We start from the raw sequence: 18,249 nt of genomic DNA, 5'->3' as shown, positions 1-18,249 counted from the left end.
GCCCTCGCCGGCCAGGGGCCGTTCTCGTTCCGCGGGGCGCCGGACGGGAGCATCGGCGCGAAGGGGACGTGAGGGCTCGTCATGTTCCGGTCGGCGGGTGTGAATCCGGACCGGAAGGCGACGGGTAACGTCGTGCGGGTAAATGTGATCGCCCAAGAGTAACGTCCGACTTTCCGGCCCGTCGCGACGGATGAAGCGACGGAGACCCGTGGCGGGGAATGACGAACACGATCCGCGAAATTCGTTGACTTTAATTGCCCGCCCAGCTCGGAGCGGTCAAGAAAGGTCGGCGTAAAAAGTGGCCCAGATCCCACCCCGGGGATAGGCGAATGAGTCTTGCCGGTAATTGTGGAGAAAATCTCGCCGTGTTACAGCTCTGAACTTCGGTCTTTCCGGAATGTCGCCCATATCGCTATTGTGTGGCAGCCGGACTGAGAGAGGGGCGTCATGGCCGATGTGCTTGTGGTTCCGGTGTGTCTGGCGGCGCTCTATCTGGAGGACGAGGTCGGAGTCGTCGAGCCGGTGGACTTCACCAGGCTGCCGTACGTCGATCCCATCACGAAACGGGACGTCCGGCCAGGCACCCCGTACGTCAGCGAGGAGATCCTTCCCGACCCCTTCGAGGACCGGGACTTCGTGCTCGGGCCGGGAGTGCACCTGCACTGGTCCCTCCCGGACGCGCTGACCAGGCTCGTCCAGCGGGACGGGAAGACGCTGGTGCCCGCCGTACCGGACCGATGGCTGGTGACGCGCCGCCGGGACGGGACTTTGGAACGTTCCTGGGTGGTCGAGAGCGACTACCTGGCCGCGCCTGGCGACGCGGGCTCGGCCGGGATCGCGTTCCCGATGACCGAGGGCGACGTCCCGTTCCGCAGGCTCGGCCGGGCCGTGCCCCTGGAGACGTGGCGGCCGGGCCTGCCGGGAGACCGGCTGCCGAAGGTGACGGCGATCGGGCACGGCGACCCCGCCTTCGCGGCCTTCTACCCGGGCTGCCACAGCGTGTTCGGCTTCCACGACACCGACTTCGCCGCCTCCCGCCCGCCGAGCGGCACCCAGTACGAGGTCGCGGGCTGGTTCTCGGCCGCCGCGCGGGACACCCTCGCCGGCCTGGACACCGGCACCGGGTGGCGGGCCGCGCTGGCCGACGGGTTCGGCTGGGGCGTCCCGGACGGCAGCGCCCGCCCGGCGTCCACGGTCTGCTACGCGTCGCTCCTGTTCAGGCCGGACGGCCGGGCCGTCGACCCGCTGCTGTACGCCCAGGACGGCGGCGTGTTCGTCGGCACGAGCGCGACCGAGGCGCTCGCCGCCCACCTCGGCACGGTGCTCGACGGGGTCGCCCCCGACGAGGCAGAGGACCTGCTCGAAGCCCTGGCCTACGCCGACGAGCTGGAGGCCAAGCCGCTCGACGTCGGCGCCAAGCTGGCCGAGGAACGGCACGCCGACGGCTTCCGGCCGCTGCCCTCGGGACAGCTCTGGACGATCCGCCGCGAGGACGCCCCGGACGCCGACGCCGCCACCCGCCAGCGGCGCGAGACGCTGGCCCTGCCCCGCCAGATCGGCGACCTGCTCAACCGGCTCAACACGGCGCGGGAGGACCTCGACCGGGCCGAGGAGGAGCTGGTCGGCCTGCGCGAGCAGCTGTTCGCCGACTGGTACCGGTACATGATCTGCGCCTACCCCGGCGCGGGCCTGCGCGAGAGCTACCCCGACCCCGACGAGGTGCGCTCCTACCTCGAATGGCACATCGACCACCTGGACGAGCGGACCAACCTCCTGAGCGGTCCCGGGAACGCCGTCGCCGAGGCCCGTACCGCCCTCGACACCGCCCTCGCGGCGTACAACACCCGGACGGCCGGACCGGCCGGCGCGACGTTCGTCCTCGGTACCGTCCCGGCGCCGCAGTTCTATCTGCCCGCCGAGCCGGTCGTGCTGCTCACCGGCCAGGTGGCCACGCCCTCCGACCGGCACGGCCGGGACGGCGAGGGCACCCCCGACGGCCTGCTGCCCTGCCGGGTGCTCGCGGCCGCCGACCCGCGCGACCCCGCGACGCTCCAGCGGGAGCTGCCCAAACTCGGGCTGAAACCGGACGTCTGGGCGCACAACCCGTGGCGCCCGGTGCTCCTGCACTGGGAGGCCGAGTTCCTCGCCGTCGGCGGCGGCGACAACCTCGACCCGGACGACCCCGTCTACGACCCCGCGTTCGTCACCGACGCCTACGAGCTCGCCCCCGGCGAGGCGGACCTGCGGACCAGGCCCGGGTACGAGGCCCCGACCAGGGCCGCGAGCGTCTACTCGGGCACCACGATCCTGTCGCGGAGCGCCAGGCCGGTGATGTCGGCGCGTATCCTGCGCTACCTGGCGGGCAACGTCGTCGCCGCCTACAACGCGGCGAACGGGACGACGGTCGACCCCGCCGCCTTCCAGAAGGCCCCGGGCACGGTCATCGCCTGGTACGCCGCGAACGGCACGGACGCCCGCCTCAAGACGATCATCTCGATGTACCGGCACCTGGCCGCGAACGAGGGCGGCAACCTCGCCCAGGTCCTCGGCGGCTTCAACGACGCCCTGCTCATGCGGCGGCTCACCCGCCAGCTCCCGATCGCCGACCCGCTCGGCTTCCCCGGCTACCGGAGGTTCGCGGCGGAGGTCGCGCGGGCCGTCGGCGACGACACCCGGCACGCGCCGGAGCCGCTGTCGGCGTTCAACCCGATCCGCGCCGGGGTGATGCGCCTGAACCGGCTGCGGATCGTCGACAACTTCGGGCTGGCCTGCGACGTCGACACCGGCGGCGCGGCCACCACCACGCGGATGCGCGTCCCCGGCCGCCCCGGCTGGGCCGCGATGCCGCCGAGGCTGGCCCAGCCGTCCCGGCTGTCGTTCCGCTGGCTGGACTCCGACCACGAGCTGCGCGAGATGAACGACGTGCCGGTGACCTCCCCGGTGTGCGGGTGGCTCGTCCCCGACGACCTGAACGACGGCCTCGCCTTCTACGCCGACGACGGCACCCCGCTCGGCCTGGTCGTCGCGAGCCCGGAGCCGTCCGACGCGGGACTGGCCCGCTGGCTGCCCTCCCCAGGCAGCGCGGTCACCGGCGTCGCGCGGATCGGCAACGCGCACCTGCGGGCGGTGGCCACCCGGATCCAGGCGCTCGGCCCGGACGCGTTCGCGGCGTTCCTGGCGACCCTCGACACGCTGACGGCGGGCGTCGAACCCGAGGACCACGGCCTGGACGTGCTCACCGCCCGGCCGCTCGCCGTGCTGCGGGCCGAACTCGACCTCCAGGTCATGGGCCCGCCCGCCGTCCACCAGGACTGGAACGTCTTCCGGCAGGACATGCGGCGCGGCACCCGCGACTCCAACGGCTACCCGGACGTCGCGCTGCCCGTACGGGTCGGCACGGCCGACCGGCTGAACGACGGGCTCATCGGGTACTGGCGCGAGGAGCCCGGCCCGCCGTACGGCCTCGGCGACTTCCTGCCCGTCACGACGGCGCCGCCGCTCACCGTCGGGATCGACCTGCCGCCGCGCACGCTCACCCTGCTGGCCGACCCCCGGGCCCCGATCCACGTGACGTCCGGCTTCCTGCCGGGCAAGACGGCCACCCTGCCCGCCGAGCAGTACCGCGCCGCGATGGACGCGTTGCGCGTCCCGGAGTTCACCGCGCCGGTGCTCCTGGACGGCGACAGCCTGGCGCTGCCCGTGCCGGACGTCCCCGGGCACCGGTGGAGCTGGCGCGAGCGCACCCCGTCGACCTGGATCGACCGGCCGCTCGACCCGGTCCACGACGACGCGGGAGCCCCCGCCCTGCCCACGGCCCGGGAGGGCTGGCTGACGCTCGTCCCGGACACCGAGTAACTCACGCGGAGCAGCCCGTCGGGACCCCGGCACGGCTCACCCACGACACCGAGCAGCCCATCCAGGACACCGACCAGAGGACCCCCTCCATGCAGAAGATCAACCTGACGCTGACGCTCCCCGAGGTCAACCAGATCCTCGACGCGCTCGGCAATCTTCCCTACGCCCAGGTCTACGAGCTGGTCGCCACCGTGCGGCAGCAGGCCCAGGGGCAGCTCGGCCTCACCTCGGTCCCCGAGGAGAGGCACGGATGAGCGACTCCCTGGTCCTGCACTGGCCGCTGGACGCCCTCGCCCCGCAGAGGGCCGTCCTCGACAGCGGTCCCCACCAGCTGACGGGCACCTTCGCCGAGGCGCCGGCCGTCGTCACCGACCCGAAGTTCGCCTGCCTGCGGCTGGGCGGCGGCAACCAGTACGCGACCGTACCGGCGGGCCAGCCGCTGCTCGGGCTGACCACCTACACCCTCTCGGCGTGGATCAACTGGCCCGGCGGCGGGACCGTCGCCGTGTTCGGCAAGAGCTCGCCCAACATCCGGCTGCGCCTGGAAAGCAACGGGCAGCTTGAGCACCTGTACGACTCGACCAGGGGCCTGGACAGCCACCGCTCGGGCGTCGGCTCGATCCCCCCGAACACCTGGAAGCACGTCGCCGTCACCAACGACGGCGTGACCGCGCGGATCTTCGTGGACGGCGGGCTCGCGGGGGAGTGGGGCCTGCGGGGCGCCTCGCGGGTGGCCGACCGGGAGGAGTTCCGGCTGGGATCCGGCAACGGCACGGCGGCCTACAACGGGATGATCGCGCAGTTCCGGGTGTACGACCGGGCACTGACGGCCGCGGAGATCCTGCGGGACATGGCCGACGACGAGCCGCCCCTGGAGATGTTCGTCCGGTCGCACCCGCTGGACTTCGCCTTCGTCAACGACGACGCCCAGCCGGTGCTGTACATCGACGACGTCAGGCTCCAGACGATGACGCTGCAACTCACCAACAGCTCGCGCGGCACGGTGGAGACGATGCCGCTCACCGGCGTGTCCTCCAGCACGTACCACTTCGCGCTGCGCCTGCGGAAGGGGACGCTCGCCGCCGGGCTCACCCCTGCCCTGAACTCCGCCGACTGGGCCATGGTGCCCGAGGCGGACGGCACGGCCCTGTACTTCCAGTGGAAGAACGCCAGGCCGATCCCGCCGGGCGGCTTCGTCTCGGTCGAGGTGGCGGGCCTCAACGCCGACGGCACGGACGGCACCCACGGCACCCAGGTGGAGCTGGAGTACCGGAACATCAGATACTCCGGCCAGACCATGCCGCTGGACGGCAGCCGGATCCAGTACCTGGACGTGATCAACCACCGGGGCCTGCACAACATCCCGCTGGACATCCGCCTCGTCGGCGGCGACCGGGTGCTCAGCGACGGCACGACGCCCAACAAGCTGAGGCTGCACATCGCCAACACGATGCGCTCGGGCAAGGGCATCCCGCTCCAGAAGGGCCTGCCGACCTCGACCTTCCTGATCTCGTTCGACGCCGAGGCCGACAGCGGCGCCGACGCCGACAGGACGCCCTGGGCGCTCACCAAGGTCGGCGCGGCCGGGGGCGTCGGGCTCTCGGTCACCGGCAGCCGGTGGAGCGCCAGGAAACGCCCGGACAAGGTCAGGACGTGGGAGGTCACCCCCCTCGCCGACACCGTGCTCGCCCCCGGCGAGTACGTCGAGCTCGAACTCACCAACATCCTCGCGCTGCCCAAACCGGGACACGCCCCGATCCTCGTCGAGTACGAGAACATCCCCGGCTACGCCGACGGCTCGGCGACGGTGATGGTGGACCGCACCCCGCTGCTGTTCTCGCAGTCCTCCGCCGGGGTGAACGTCGCGGCCGACAGGCTCCAGGCGCGGTTCCAGATCATCCACACCCCGCAGGACGCCAACGGCGACGCGCTGGTCATCGGCTGGAAGTCCGAGCAGAACATGCGCCTGGGCTACGACCGCACCTACACCTGGATCCAGTCGCACAGCGGGCTGCCGCTCGCGCTCAACCCGCTGGGCAACTCCGTCGGGATCGGCACCGGAGCCCCCGAGACCCGCCTGCACGTCGTGCACACCAACCAGGACGCCGGGGGCGGCACGCTGATCCTGGGGCCGACCAACCAGTCGAACCTGCGCCTGGGCTACCACCAGGACTACTCCTGGATCCAGTCGCACGGCTCCAGGCCGCTGCTGCTCAACCCGAGGGGCGACGCCGTGGGCATCGGCCCGGTGGGCTCCCCGCAGGGCAGGTTGCACGTCGTCCACGTCAACCAGGACTCGCTGGGCGGCGCGGTGATCGTCGGCCCGGTCAACCAGGCACACCTGCGCATCGGCCACCACCAGACCTACTCCTGGATCCAGTCAGGCGGCTCCCGGCCGCTGCTGATCAACCCGCTGGGCACCGACCAGATCGGCTTCGGCACGCCCGGCCCGCTGGGCGGCAAGGTGACGATCAGGAACGACAACAGCCACCTGCAGCTGCGCAGGGACGCCTCGCAGGGCGCGAGCGGGCAGACGCTGTACCTGGAGCTGTTCCAGGAGAACACGACGGGCACGGACGTCACGTACCCGAGCATCCGCTTCCACCACGCCAGCAAGTTCTGGCACCGGATCGAGGGCCGTCCCGAGGGCATCGCGTTCAAGGACGGCAACATCCCGGTCGACCAGCTCATCGACGTCATCGCCCGGACCTTCGTCGCGCAGAACATCCGGATCGGCGGCGTCACCGTCGGCGAGGACGAGCTGCGCATCCTGCAGCGCCTGGCCGCGGGCCAGCTGGAGTTCGACCTCTACAACACCAAGCAGGGCGAGTACGCCTACGCGGCCGACTACGAGCCGCGCGACAACGACCGGCGCTACGTCTACACCTGGCGGCAGAAGACCCGCATCAACCAGGGCCGCTGGCGCATCACCTACCCCTCCTGAGCAGGCAGAGAGTGAGAGATGAGCGAGACGCCGCCGGAGACCCCGGACGAGTCCAGGAAGCGCAAGGAAGCCGAGACGGACGAATCGGACACTCCTGTCAGGAAGCGTACGAGAAGTTCGACCAAGCCCGAGCGTGACGCCGCCAGGGACGAGCTGATCAAGAAGGCGAAGGCGGAGGACGCCGAACTGGCCGCGCGCCGCGCGGAGGAGCTGAAGAACATCCCCCCAGCCCCCACGGGCAACCGCAACGACAAGCACTTCCACGCCGCGTTCATCCGGATGGGAATGGGCGACTGCACGATCATGAGCACTCCGGGCGGCCGCGTGGTGGTGGTCGACTGCGGCTCGGACTCCTACAACGAGGTCCTCGGCAGCGGCCCGCCCGGGGGTCTCACCGCCGACCAGCGCTTCGTCAACATCGTCAGGGGCAAGCTGCGGGACCCCAAGTTCATGCTGGGAAGCGACGTGATCGACGTGCTGGTCCTCACCCACCCCGACGGGGACCACTACAACAAGCTGAAGACCGTCCTGCCCGCCGGAGTCAAGCTCGAGAAGGTCTACCACAGCCTGTTGCGGACCCGGTACGCCGAGGGCGGCGCCTGCGCCTGGATCAACGAGCGGGCCGTCACCAGTGCCCGCGTGCAGCAGGTGGAGCACCACCGCAACGGCATCGCCAGCCCGAAACCGCCGCTGATCCGGCTGGAGGGAAAGCGTGTCGAGGCCGCCACCGCCACCGTGAAGGAGGACCGGCTGGACGGCGACGGGGGAATCCGCATCCTCGACGAGCCCGACTGCAAGATCTCGATCCTCGCCGGTGGAGTGAACACCGCGAGCCTGAAGGACAACAGCACCGAGGCCAACCGGGCGAGCATCGTGGTCATGGTCACCGTCTTCGGCCAGAAGCTGCTGCTGTCCGGGGACGCCACCCTCAACACCGAGAACTACGTGGTCACCCAGCACGAGAAGCGGATCACCGGCGTCGACCTCGCCACCGCCAGCCACCACGGCAGCGACAACACCTCCTCGCTGCAGGCGTACGTGGACCAGGTCAGACCCAAACGGCTGGTGGTCAGCGCGGGCAAGCAGATCGACCTGCACCACCTTCCCTCGAAGGCGGTGATCGACCGCTACATGGAGGTCATGAAGACGTCCGGTGGGACGAACGTTCCCAGTCACACCATCTACTTCTGGGCCCCCACGGGGACCGGAACCTACTACCCGGACTCCCACACGACCACTCTGCCGATCTACATCACCGGATCACGCGGCACCTGGGAGTACTCGATCCTGGCCCCCGGAGGTGGCGAATGACGCCGGAACAGCTGCGAGCCGCCGTCACCGTCCGGAACGGGGCGGTGTCCGTGGACGTCGCCGCGCTCGGTTCGCCCGAGCTGAGCAACCTGCTCGGCGAACGCCTCACGCTGCGCGACGCCCACGACAGGACCGAGGTCGACGGGGGAGTGGGCGTCGCCGGCACCGGGGCCAGCGCCCCGTTCACCGGCATGACCCTCACGGCCCGGTTCACCTCGGACGGGTCGGCGGTGACCGCGGACATCACCGCGGAGGGCGACGAGCAGTGGACGTTCGCGACACCGTTCCCCACGCTCAGGCACACCCTCTTCGAGACTCTGCGGTTCCGGAACGCGCGACTGCGCCTGGCCCCCTCGGCGAAGACGCTCGCGTTCAGCGGCGCCCTGATCGTCACGACCGAGATGGCCCTGCTGGACCTGCTGATGCGAGGCGCGGACCACACCGTGTACGGCGAGGTCCACATGGTGGGCCCGTTCCCGGGGCTCCAGGTCGACCTCACTCCCGTTCCGGACATCCTGCTCTACGGGCCGGAGGGCGCGACGCTCGACCTCGGCCTGCTGCGGGTGACCGAACTCCGGTACGAGATCACCTCCGACGCGGCGATCGACTACTCCGCGGGCGACCTGACCACGGCGGTCCGCCTGGGCCTCACCGGTGTCATCCCGTTCACCGCGCGGGGGGTGGAGCGCGAGGTGCTCATCGGGGCCGACATCGTGGGCTGGGGCCAGTCCCTGCTGTTCACCGCGGACCTGACCGACCTGGGGGAGGCTGCGTTCGACGAGATCGCCGCCTTCCTGGGGCAGGAGTCACTGGACATCCCCGTCGACGTCGAGGTCACCGCGCCGGTCGTCCCGCGCCGGCTGACCGTCCTGGTCACCCCGTCCGCCGCCCAGAAGATCGGCTATGTCGCCCTCAGCGTCGCCACCGCGGAGACCTGGGACGCCGGCCCGTTCACCGTGCAGGCCGTCGACCTCTCCTTCCGCGTGGACGCCCCGCTCAGCGCGTCCCCCGGCGTCTCCGTCGTCGTCACGGGCCTGATCGGCATCGGGCGGGACGGAACCCTGGAGATCAGCGCCGGCCTGGGGGACGGCGTGAGTCTCGGCGGCGCGCTGCGCCGCGGCGACGGCCCGCTCGGCATCCGCGAGGTGTGGCGGCACCTCACCGGGCAGGACGCCTCGGGACACCTCCCCGACGTGGTCGTCGAGCAGTTCGACCTGTCCGTCGGCCTGCCGTCGGGGACGGTCCCGCTGACCGCTAGCGGCACCCTCGACGTCGCGGGGCAGTGGCCGATCGACGACGGCGTGGTCCTGGAGGACCTGCGGTTCGCCTTCGACATGAACGGCGACGACGTCGCGTTCTCCTCCGCCACGGTCCTCCTGATCGCCTCCGCGGCCGTGCACGTCACGGCGTCGTACGACGCGGCCGAGGCCTGGGTCTTCGAGGGATCGACCACGCCGGGCCAGCGGCTGCCCGTCGGCGACATGATCGCGTCGCTGGCGGACAGGTTCGACGCGCCGCCGCTGCCCGCGCCACTGGCCGGGCTGGTCGTGCACGACCTGGACACCTCATTCACCACCAAGACGAAACGGTTCTTCTTCACGGCCGCGATGCGGTTCCCGGTCGACACCACCGAGGTGGACCTGTCCGTCGCGATCGACACCTACGCCAGGACGTACTCCGGAGCGATCGCCGTGACGGTGCGGCCGGGGCTGGAACTGGACTTCGCCGTCCACTTCTCCGGCCAGGCGGACGCGGCGCGCTACGCCGTCACCTACCGGACGGGCGGGACGACGCCGACGGTGAAGGAGCTGGTCGGGGCGCTGGTGCCGTCCGCGGCGGCGGACATCCCCGCCGACATCGTGGTCGGCGTCGACGACGCGCTGCTCGCCGTCGAGGGCGACACCCACGTCTTCGAGGTCGACCTCACTGCGAAGGTGGACCTGTCCAAGCTGCCCGTCGTCGGGCCGCGCCTCACCGGGGACCAGGTCGTCGGGTTCGACCCGCTGCGCGTCCTGGCCACCACCGGGACGCTCACCCCCGAGCAGGTCACCGCGCTGAACGCGATCCTGCCGCCGGGCGTGGCGAAACTGGAGGCCGGGGAGTACCCGCCGGGGTTCGCCTTCAGCGGGCACCTGCGGCTCGGGCCGCTGGAGCGGGCCGTCACGCTGCCCGTCGGCACGCCCGCCCAGGTGACGCCGGCACAGGCCAAGACCGCCGACGACGTGCTGTGGTACAGGGCGCAGACCGACTTCGGGCCGGTCCACGTCGAACGGGTGGGGCTCGCCTACGAGCACGTGCCCGACCGGCCCGCGCGGCTCGCCGTGCTGGTGGACGCCTCGATCTCGGCCGGCGGGCTCACGCTCGCCTGCGACGGGCTCTCGGCGGCGGTGTCGCTCGCCGATCCCACCGCCGTGCCGGCGTTCGACCTGGCCGGGCTCGGCGTCTCCTACAGCGGCGGGCCGGTCACGGTGAGCGGGGCGTTCCTCAAGGACACCGTCGCCTACGAGGGCAAGAACCTGGCCGCGTACAGTGGCAAGGCCGTCATCGGGACCGAGACGTTCACCGTCGGCGCGCTCGGCTCCTACATGCAACTGCCCGAGGGGCCGTCGCTGTTCGTGTACGCCTTCCTGGACTACCCGATCGGCGGGCCCGCGTTCTTCTTCGTCGAGGGCGTCGCGGCCGGGTTCGGCTACAACCGCAGGATCGTCGCGCCGCCCGTCGACAGGATCGCCGACTTCCCGCTGGTGGCCGAGGCCATTGGCACGGTCGTACCGGGCACGCTCGCGACCGAGCTGGCCCGCCTGGAGGACGACCTGCCGCCCTCGCCCGGCGACTTCTTCCTCGCGGCGGGGATCCACTTCACCTCGTTCAAGATGATCGACTCGTTCCTGCTGGTGACCGCCCAGTTCGGGCACCGGTTCGAGATGAACGTGCTGGGCCTGTCCACCCTGGTCCTGCCGGTGGCGGACGCGGCGCAGGCGGGCGTCACACCTGTCGCCGAGATCCAGCTCGCGCTGAGGGCGACGTTCGCGCCGGAGGACGGGTACTTCTCGCTGCTGGCGCAGCTCACGTCCAACTCCTACCTGCTGTCGCGGGCCTGCCGCCTGACGGGCGGGTTCGCGTTCGTCACCTGGTTCGGCGAGGAGCATCAGGGCGACTTCGTGCTCAGCGTCGGCGGCTACCACCCGCACTTCACCGTGCCCGATCACTACCCGGCCGTGCCGAGGCTGGGATTCTCCTGGCAGGTCACGCCGCAGCTCAGCATGAAGGGCTCGGCCTACTACGCGCTCACCCCGGGCGCGCTGATGGCCGGGGCCGCGCTCAGCGCCGTCTACGAGGACGGCTCGCTGCGGGCCTGGTTCGACGCGGCGGTGGACTTCCTCATCGCCTGGCAGCCCTACCACTACGAGGCAGGGCTGCGCATCGGCGTCGGCGCCTCCTACGCGTTCGAGTTCTTCGGCACCCACACGATCACCGCGCACGTCGGCACCGACGTGCGGTTCTGGGGGCCGGAGTTCGGCGGCACGGCCACGATCGACCTGGACGTCATCTCCTTCACGATCTCGTTCGGGTCCTCGTCCGGCGCGTCGGCGAAACCCGTCCCGTGGAGCCGGTTCAGGGCGGCGCAGCTGCCCCAGGCGGCCGACGCCGTCACGGTCGTGCTGCGCGGCGGCTCGCCGAAGGACTCCTCGGGCACCCACCTGGGCACGGTCGACCCGGCAGGACTGGAACTGCTCACCGACGCGGCCGTCCCCTCGACCTCCGGTGTGTCGGCGGGGACCGCGCTCGCCACCACCGGGGCCGCGCCGTTCGGAATCGCGCCGGTGGAGGCCGCCCCCGGCACGTTCACCTCGGTCCAGACGATCACGATCACCCGGGGCGGGGACACGGTGAACACCGCCTTCCGGTTCGAGCCGGTCGGCAAGAACCTGCCCGCCGCGCTGTGGGGCGACCGGCTCACCCCGTCGCTCGGCGAGCCCGCGCTGCGCGAGAACCTGCTCACCGGGTACGTCGTCCGGCCGAACCCGCCGAGGGAACCGGACACCGTCCAGAGCCTCCCGCTGTCGAGGCTGCGGGCGGCCACGTCCCTGTCCAGCGACCCGGCCTTCTCCTGGACGGCGCAGCCGGCGTTCACCCGGGCCGCCGACCAGACACTAAACCTCGCGGCCGGGGAACGGGCCCGCTCGGCCATAGCCGGCAAGCTGCTGCCGGACCTGCGGATCGACCTGAACGGGCTGACCGCGACCGACTTCCTCCAGGCCCCGGAGGTGGGCTCGTATGGCTGACGACCAGGCTTTCCCGCAGGCCCCGGAGGCGCGTTCGGATGGCTGACGACCTGACCTTCCTGGCGTACCGGCGGCCGTCCCTGCCGGTGGGCGACTACACGATCAAGGTCGTCCAGGACCTGGGGAACGTCGCCCCGGCCACCGGGGTGGACGCCACCACCTTCGAGACGACCCGGACGTTCAGCGTGTCCGGGGACCGGTTCACGCTGCCGCCCGGCACGGTGCGGTCGGTGTTCCCGCCGGACGGGAGCCTCGGCGAGCACTCCAACGCGCTGCCCCACGTGGTGCTCGGCCGGGCGACGCTGCCGTGGGAACGGAGCGCGCGCGCCGCCTCCGCCGTCCCGCCACCCTGGCTGGCGCTGCTGGTGTTCGGCGGCGACGAGCAGCCGCCGCAGAAGACCGTCACGCTCGGGACGCTCGCCTCCGGCGGGGTCTCCATCCCGGCGCCGGTGCTGGAACGGGGGCAGCATGCGTCCGACCCGGTGAACGTGATCGACGTGCCGCGCTCCCTGCTGGTCTCGATCATGCCGGGCCCGGACGACCTGGGACGGCTCGCGCACGTCCGCCGGGCCGGCGACGAGACCGCGGTCGTCATCGCCAACCGGCTGCCCGCGCCCGGGGTCTCCTCGACCGTCCACCTGGTCTCCGTCGAGGGCCGCTACGACGCCTCGGGGTTCGCCGCGGGCCCCGACACCCCCGGCGCGCTGGTACGCCTGGTGACGCTGGCCTCCTGGCGGTTCTCCTCCCTGTCGAAGGAGCACACCTTCCCCTACCTGGTCCGGGCGCTCGCCCACGGGGGGCGGCCCTTCCGGCTGCCCGACAGCGGGGAGCCCGCGGCCGACCCGTTCCTGCGGCAGGGGTACGTGCCGGTCGCGCACACGCTGCGGCAGGGCGGGCGGACGGCGTCCTGGTACCGGGGGCCGTTCGTCACCGGCGACACCGGTGGCTCCGGCGCCGACACGCGCTTCGGCGTCCGCACCCCGGACGAGCTGCTGCGCTACCACCCGTCGGCCGGGATGCTCGACATCGGCTACGCCGCCGCGTGGCAGCTCGGGCGGCTGCTGACGCTCCAGCACACCACCGTGGCGAGGAGCGTCTACTCCTGGAAACGACGGCGGGCGATGGCCGACGGGCGCGACGAGCCGTCCGGCCACCCGCTGGACATCGTGGACATCGACGACACGATGCCCGACGACGTGAGGACCTTCCTCGACGACCTCGCGCGGCTGCGCGGGGTGCCCTACCGCTACCTCGTGCCGGACGAGCGGCTGCTGCCCGTCGAGACGATCAGGTTCCTCCGGCTCGACCCGCGCTGGATCGCCCACCTGCTGGACGGGGCGACGAGCGTCGGCCGGGTCACCAGGGCCGACGCCGACCGGGACCGGCTGCGACCGCCCCCGGTGGACACCTCGGAGGTCACCGGGGCGCTGATCCGCTCCGACCTCGTACCGGGCTATCCGGGGCTGCTCGTCGACGGGTACGCCTCGGCCGACGAGAGCGCCCCGCTGTCTCTGCTGCGGCTCGAACGGCTCTCCCCGACGGTCCTGCTCTGCCTGTTCACCGGGGTGCTGGGCCGCCTCGACCTGCGCCAGGCCCCTGAGGAACAGCACTTCGGCGTGGAACCGCCGCCGGAGGGCCCGCTCGCGGGCCGGTTCGGCAAGACCCTGCGGGCCGCCGACGGCTCACCGGGCCCGTCGATCCCGTCCCAGCCGCTCGGCGCGTCGGGGACGGTGCCCGTCACGGCCCTGGCGACCGCGATGGCGACGGCCCTGAACGTGTCCCCCGCCACCTTCGACTCGGCCGCCTTCGCCCGCCAGATGATCGAGACCGCCGAACGCGTCACCTTCCTCCGCACCTCCTGACCGGCCGCCGTACGCCGTACGCGCTCACCCCCGGCGGGCGGGGAGCGCGTACGAGGGTGCGAGACTCGGAGGCATGGCGAAGGGCGAGTCAGGGCCGTTGATCCCGCACATGAGGCTGGACGAGCTGCTGGAGGAGCTGCGGGAGCGCCTGGAGGCGGTGCTGGCCACCCGCGACCGGGTGCACGCCCTGCTGGACGCGGTGGTCGCGGTGGGCAGCGACCTGGACCTGGAGACCATGCTCCGCAGGATCGTGGAGACCGCCACCACCCTCGTCGACGCCACCTACGGGGCCCTGGGCGTGGCCGGGGACCACAGCACCCTCATCCAGTTCGTCCCGGTGGGGCTGAGCGAGGAGGAGATCGCCGGCATCGAGCACTGGCCGCACGGCCTCGGCCTGCTCGGCCTGCTGATCAAGGAGCCGCGGACCCTGCGGCTGGCCCGCATCTCCGACCACCAGGCGTCCTACGGCTTCCCGCCAGGCCACCCGCCGATGGGGTCGTTCCTGGGGGTGCCGGTCCGGGTGCGCGAGGAGGTGTTCGGCAACCTCTACCTCACCGAGAAGCGCGGCGGCGGCGAGTTCGACGAGGAGGACGAGGCGATCGTGACCGCGCTGGCCACCGCGGCCGGCGTCGCCATCGAGAACGCCCGCCTGTACGAGGAGACGCGGCGCAGGGAGATGTGGCTGCAGGCCTCGGCGGAGGTCACCACCAGCCTGCTGTCGGGCGCCGAGCCCGGCCGGGTGCTCACGCTGATCGCGCGGCGGGCGCGGCAGATGGCCGGGGCCGACATCGCGGCGGTCCTGCTGCCGGACGAGAGCGGCCGGGTCCTGCGGGCGGTCGTCGCCGACGGCGAGAACCACGAGCGGGTGGTGGACGCGGAGGCCCCGATCGCCAGGTCCCTGGCGGGCCTGGCGTTCACCGGCGGCGAGCCGGTCATGGTCACCGACCCGGCCGAGACCGAGGTCTCGATCGTGATCGCCGAGTACGTCTCGCTCGGCCCGGTGGCCGCGGTGCCGTTCGGCGCGGCGGGGGGCGTGCGGGGCGTGCTGTCGCTGGGCAAGCGCCAGGGCCGCGTCCCGTTCAACCAGGCGGAGGTACGCACCCTGCACGCCTTCGCCGCCCAGGCCGCGATCGCCCTGGAGCTGGCGGAGCGGCGGACGGACGCCGAGCGGCTGGGGCTGCTGGAGGACCGCGACCGGATCGCCAAGGACCTGCACGACGTGGTGATCCAGCGGCTGTTCGCGGTGGCCATGACGCTGATGAGCACGGTACGGCTCGTCGAGCGGCCCGAGGCCGCGGGCCGGCTGCGCACCGCGATCGACGAGCTGGACGGCACCATCCGGCAGATCCGCTCGACCATCTTCGCCCTGCAGGCCCCCGGCGACGGCGACGCCGGCCTGCGCGCCCAGATCGTGGACCTGGTGGAGGGGGCGCGCGCCCACCTCGGCTTCATGCCCGGCCTGACCATGGAGGGACGGCTGGACACCGGGGTCCCCCCGGAGATCGCCGAGCACCTGCCCGCGGTGCTGCGCGAGGCGCTGTCCAACGTGGTGCGGCACGCCAGGGCCTCCAGGGCGGAGGTGTCGGCGGAACTCGGCGCGGAGCGGTTCGTCCTCACCGTGGCGGACGACGGCGTCGGCCTCCCCGCCGACGGCAGGCGCAGCGGGCTGCGCAACCTCCAGGAACGCGCCGAGACCCTCGGCGGCTCCCTCACCACCGAGACCCCGGCCCGGGGCGGCACCCGCCTGACCTGGAGCGTCCCCCTCGACCCGAAGGGGGACGGCTCGCAGGCCCCCGGGTGACCTTCTGCGGTCCCGGTCCCGCTCTGCCGGTCGGGAAGGAGTCACCGCCGGTCGGGAGAACCATCTTGGGGGAGGAGGCGCCGTCAGTTTCGCCGCTGGGCCTTCAGCCGGGCCGAGAGGGCGGCCGCCTGGGTGCGGCGGTCCATGCTGAGCTTGGCCAGCAGGTTGGAGACGTAGTTCTTCACGGTCTTCTCGGCGAGATGCATCCGCTCGCCGATCTGCCGGTTGGTCAGGCCCTCGCCGATCAGCTCCAGGATCTGCCGCTCCTGGTCCGTCAGCGCCTCCAGGGGATCCTTGCGGGTGGCCTGCTCGCGCAGCCGCGCCAGCATGGCCGAGGTCGTCTGCGGGTCCAGCAGCGACTGGCCGCCCGCCACCGTACGGACGGCGCCGACCAGGTCCGAGCCGTGGATCTGCTTGAGCACGTAGCCGGACGCTCCGGCCATCACCGCGTTGAACAGGGCGTCGTCGTCGGCGAAGGAGGTCAGCATCAGGCAGGCCAGCCCCGGCACCCTGGAGCGGACCTCCCGGCACACGTCCACCCCGCTGCCGTCGGGCAGGCGCACGTCCAGGACGGCGACGTCCGGCCGCAGCGCCGGGATGCGGGCCACCGCGGACTCGGCGGTCCCCGCCTCGCCGATCACCTCGATGTCGCCCTCGGACTCCAGCAGCGCGGCCACGCCCCGCCGTACCACTTCGTGATCGTCGACCAGGAACACGCGAATCATGCCTCGAACGCTAGTCCTCCCGTGACCTCGCAGGTAGGGACCAAGGTCCTTCGTGTCGCCTCCGTACGGGGTCAGGGGGCGTGCCGGATGCGGCGGCCGGTGATCTCGGCGGGGACGATCGTGACGTACAGCTCGCGGTCGCCGCCCGCCCAGGGCTGGACGCCGGAGGCCGCCGCGACGGCGTGCTCCTCGGCCTCCTCGGAGGAGACGTGGTGGGCGCCGCCCCTGACGAGCACGCTCCAGCCCGCGCGACCGGCCTCGTCGATCCGGTCGACCTCGAAGCCGATCTTGAGCTCCACGCCCCGGACACCCGTGCGCAGGGCCTCGTCGAGCGGCCCGCCGAAGGCGGTACGGAAGACGATCGAGCCATCGCGCAGGACGTAGTTGACCGGCAGGATCGCCGGTCCTCCGGGATCGTTGAAGGCGACCCGGCCCACCCCGCCGGGGGAGAGCAGCCGCAGGCACTCCCGCTCCGTCAACCTCTCCAGCACGGGACCGGCGGCGGGACGGCCGCGACCGGGCGGCAGGTCCGCCGTCGCGCCCAGCAACTCCTCGACGCCGACCTCCAGGGCGGAGGCCAGACGGCTCACGGTCTCCGCCGCCGGCGAGGCCGCGCTCTCCTCCAGGTACTCCACGTACCCGAGGTCGACCCCGGCCCTGCCGGCCAGCTGCTCGCGGCTCAGGCCCAGGGACTCGCGCAGCCGGGACACCCGCCTGCCCAGGTCACCGGGGGTCGCTATGCGTTCGATCATGACATCTCCCAACGAGGGGGGCGCGGACGGTTCCATCCCACTCCGGCGACGGCTCCGGGAGCAGAGGCCGAGGTCCCTGGGAAGCGGGCCTTTCGTCCGTCCCCGGAAGGTCCCCCGAGGGTCGCCGGAGGGTCGCTGGAAAGTCTCCGGTAGGTCGCCGGGAGATCCCCGGAGGGTCGCTGGAAGCCCGGAAGGCTCCCGGAAGGACCTGGGAGGTTCCTAGAAGCCCAGGTCGCTCAGTCCCGGATGGTCGTCGGGGCGGCGTCCCAGGGGCCAGTGGTACCGGCGGTCCGCCTCCGCGATCGGAAGGTCGTTGATGGACGCGTGCCTCGCGCGCATCAGCCCTCCCTCGTCGAACTCCCAGTTCTCGTTGCCGTAGGAGCGGAACCAGTTGCCGGAGTCGTCGTGGCACTCGTAGGCGAAGCGCACGGCGATGCGGTTCCCGTCGAACGCCCACAGCTCCTTGATGAGCCGGTACTCCAGCTCCCTGTCCCACTTGCGCCGGAGGAACGCGACGATCGCGTCCCGCCCGTCGACGAACTCCGCGCGGTTCCTCCAGTGCGAGTCCGTCGTGTAGGACAGCGCCACCTTCTCCGGGTCGCGGGTGTTCCAGCCGTCCTCCGCCAGCCGGACCTTCCTGACGGCGGTCTCCGGCGTGAAGGGCGGGACCGGAGGACGTGTCATCGGATACCTCCAGCGTGGGGACCCCGGGC

General features: G+C 72.1%; 10 protein-coding genes. 7 read left to right on the top strand and 3 right to left on the bottom strand.

Annotation, left to right across the window (positions count from 1 at the left end; translation table 11 throughout):
- Nucleotides 1-447 precede the first annotated feature (447 nt).
- The 7 genes from ACSC1Q_RS35270 to ACSC1Q_RS35240 all read left to right on the top strand — a co-directional run bounded on the left by ACSC1Q_RS35270 (nucleotide 448) and on the right by ACSC1Q_RS35240 (nucleotide 16,059).
- Complete coding sequence (locus ACSC1Q_RS35270; RefSeq protein ID WP_436763058.1) at nucleotides 448-3,855, top strand: hypothetical protein; 3,408 nt, start codon at nucleotides 448-450, stop codon at nucleotides 3,853-3,855.
- Between the two features lie 89 nt (nucleotides 3,856-3,944).
- Nucleotides 3,945-4,109 carry a hypothetical protein gene (locus tag ACSC1Q_RS35265; RefSeq protein ID WP_436763057.1) on the top strand — a complete coding sequence of 55 codons (165 nt, stop codon included), beginning with the start codon at nucleotides 3,945-3,947 and terminating at the stop codon, nucleotides 4,107-4,109.
- A complete protein-coding gene (locus ACSC1Q_RS35260; RefSeq protein ID WP_436763056.1) occupies nucleotides 4,106-6,799 on the top strand; it encodes a LamG domain-containing protein in 2,694 nt (897 codons plus the stop codon). The genes ACSC1Q_RS35265 and ACSC1Q_RS35260 overlap by 4 nt, the downstream gene beginning before the upstream one ends.
- Before the next feature lie 18 nt (nucleotides 6,800-6,817).
- A complete protein-coding gene (locus ACSC1Q_RS35255; protein ID WP_436763055.1) occupies nucleotides 6,818-8,110 on the top strand; it encodes a ComEC/Rec2 family competence protein in 1,293 nt (430 codons plus the stop codon).
- The gene (locus tag ACSC1Q_RS35250; RefSeq protein WP_436763054.1) at nucleotides 8,107-12,396 is read left to right on the top strand and encodes a DUF6603 domain-containing protein; all 4,290 of its coding nucleotides are present in this window, start codon (nucleotides 8,107-8,109) and stop codon (nucleotides 12,394-12,396) included. The genes ACSC1Q_RS35255 and ACSC1Q_RS35250 overlap by 4 nt, the downstream gene beginning before the upstream one ends.
- A gap of 38 nt (nucleotides 12,397-12,434) precedes the next feature.
- Complete coding sequence (locus ACSC1Q_RS35245) at nucleotides 12,435-14,258, top strand: hypothetical protein (protein ID WP_436763053.1); 1,824 nt, start codon at nucleotides 12,435-12,437, stop codon at nucleotides 14,256-14,258.
- Nucleotides 14,259-14,331: 73 nt separating this feature from the next.
- Nucleotides 14,332-16,059: a sensor histidine kinase gene (locus tag ACSC1Q_RS35240; protein WP_436763052.1), complete on the top strand. Its 1,728-nt coding sequence runs from the start codon at nucleotides 14,332-14,334 to the stop codon at nucleotides 16,057-16,059.
- A gap of 83 nt (nucleotides 16,060-16,142) precedes the next feature.
- Here the strand turns inward: ACSC1Q_RS35240 and ACSC1Q_RS35235 are convergent, their stop codons facing one another.
- The 3 genes from ACSC1Q_RS35235 to ACSC1Q_RS35225 form a co-directional block, all read right to left on the bottom strand.
- Nucleotides 16,143-16,784 carry a response regulator gene (locus tag ACSC1Q_RS35235; RefSeq protein ID WP_350974286.1) on the bottom strand — a complete coding sequence of 214 codons (642 nt, stop codon included), beginning with the start codon at nucleotides 16,782-16,784 and terminating at the stop codon, nucleotides 16,143-16,145.
- Between the two features lie 71 nt (nucleotides 16,785-16,855).
- Nucleotides 16,856-17,536 carry a pyridoxamine 5'-phosphate oxidase family protein gene (locus ACSC1Q_RS35230; protein ID WP_436763051.1) on the bottom strand — a complete coding sequence of 227 codons (681 nt, stop codon included), beginning with the start codon at nucleotides 17,534-17,536 and terminating at the stop codon, nucleotides 16,856-16,858.
- A 219-nt stretch (nucleotides 17,537-17,755) separates the two neighbouring features.
- On the bottom strand, nucleotides 17,756-18,220 hold the full coding sequence (locus tag ACSC1Q_RS35225; protein WP_436763050.1) for a nuclear transport factor 2 family protein: 465 nt from the start codon (nucleotides 18,218-18,220) through the stop codon (nucleotides 17,756-17,758).
- Between the last annotated feature and the right edge of the window lie 29 nt (nucleotides 18,221-18,249).

The organism is Streptosporangium heterodermiicola (genome assembly GCF_051390675.1).
Lineage (GTDB): Bacteria > Actinomycetota > Actinomycetes > Streptosporangiales > Streptosporangiaceae > Streptosporangium.
Note: the sequence above shows the minus strand (reverse complement) of the source record. Positions and strands in the feature narration are given on the sequence as shown.

Bases quoted from the DNA above. Each gene is read 5' to 3' on its own strand.
- ACSC1Q_RS35270 (WP_436763058.1), top strand. From the start codon at position 448: ATGGCCGATGTGCTTGTGGTTCCGGTGTGTCTGGCGGCGCTCTATCTG.
- ACSC1Q_RS35265 (WP_436763057.1), top strand. From the start codon at position 3,945: ATGCAGAAGATCAACCTGACGCTGACGCTCCCCGAGGTCAACCAGATC.
- ACSC1Q_RS35260 (WP_436763056.1), top strand. From the start codon at position 4,106: ATGAGCGACTCCCTGGTCCTGCACTGGCCGCTGGACGCCCTCGCCCCG.
- ACSC1Q_RS35255 (WP_436763055.1), top strand. From the start codon at position 6,818: ATGAGCGAGACGCCGCCGGAGACCCCGGACGAGTCCAGGAAGCGCAAG.
- ACSC1Q_RS35250 (WP_436763054.1), top strand. From the start codon at position 8,107: ATGACGCCGGAACAGCTGCGAGCCGCCGTCACCGTCCGGAACGGGGCG.
- ACSC1Q_RS35245 (WP_436763053.1), top strand. From the start codon at position 12,435: ATGGCTGACGACCTGACCTTCCTGGCGTACCGGCGGCCGTCCCTGCCG.
- ACSC1Q_RS35240 (WP_436763052.1), top strand. From the start codon at position 14,332: ATGGCGAAGGGCGAGTCAGGGCCGTTGATCCCGCACATGAGGCTGGAC.
- ACSC1Q_RS35235 (WP_350974286.1), bottom strand. From the start codon at position 16,784: ATGATTCGCGTGTTCCTGGTCGACGATCACGAAGTGGTACGGCGGGGC.
- ACSC1Q_RS35230 (WP_436763051.1), bottom strand. From the start codon at position 17,536: ATGATCGAACGCATAGCGACCCCCGGTGACCTGGGCAGGCGGGTGTCC.
- ACSC1Q_RS35225 (WP_436763050.1), bottom strand. From the start codon at position 18,220: ATGACACGTCCTCCGGTCCCGCCCTTCACGCCGGAGACCGCCGTCAGG.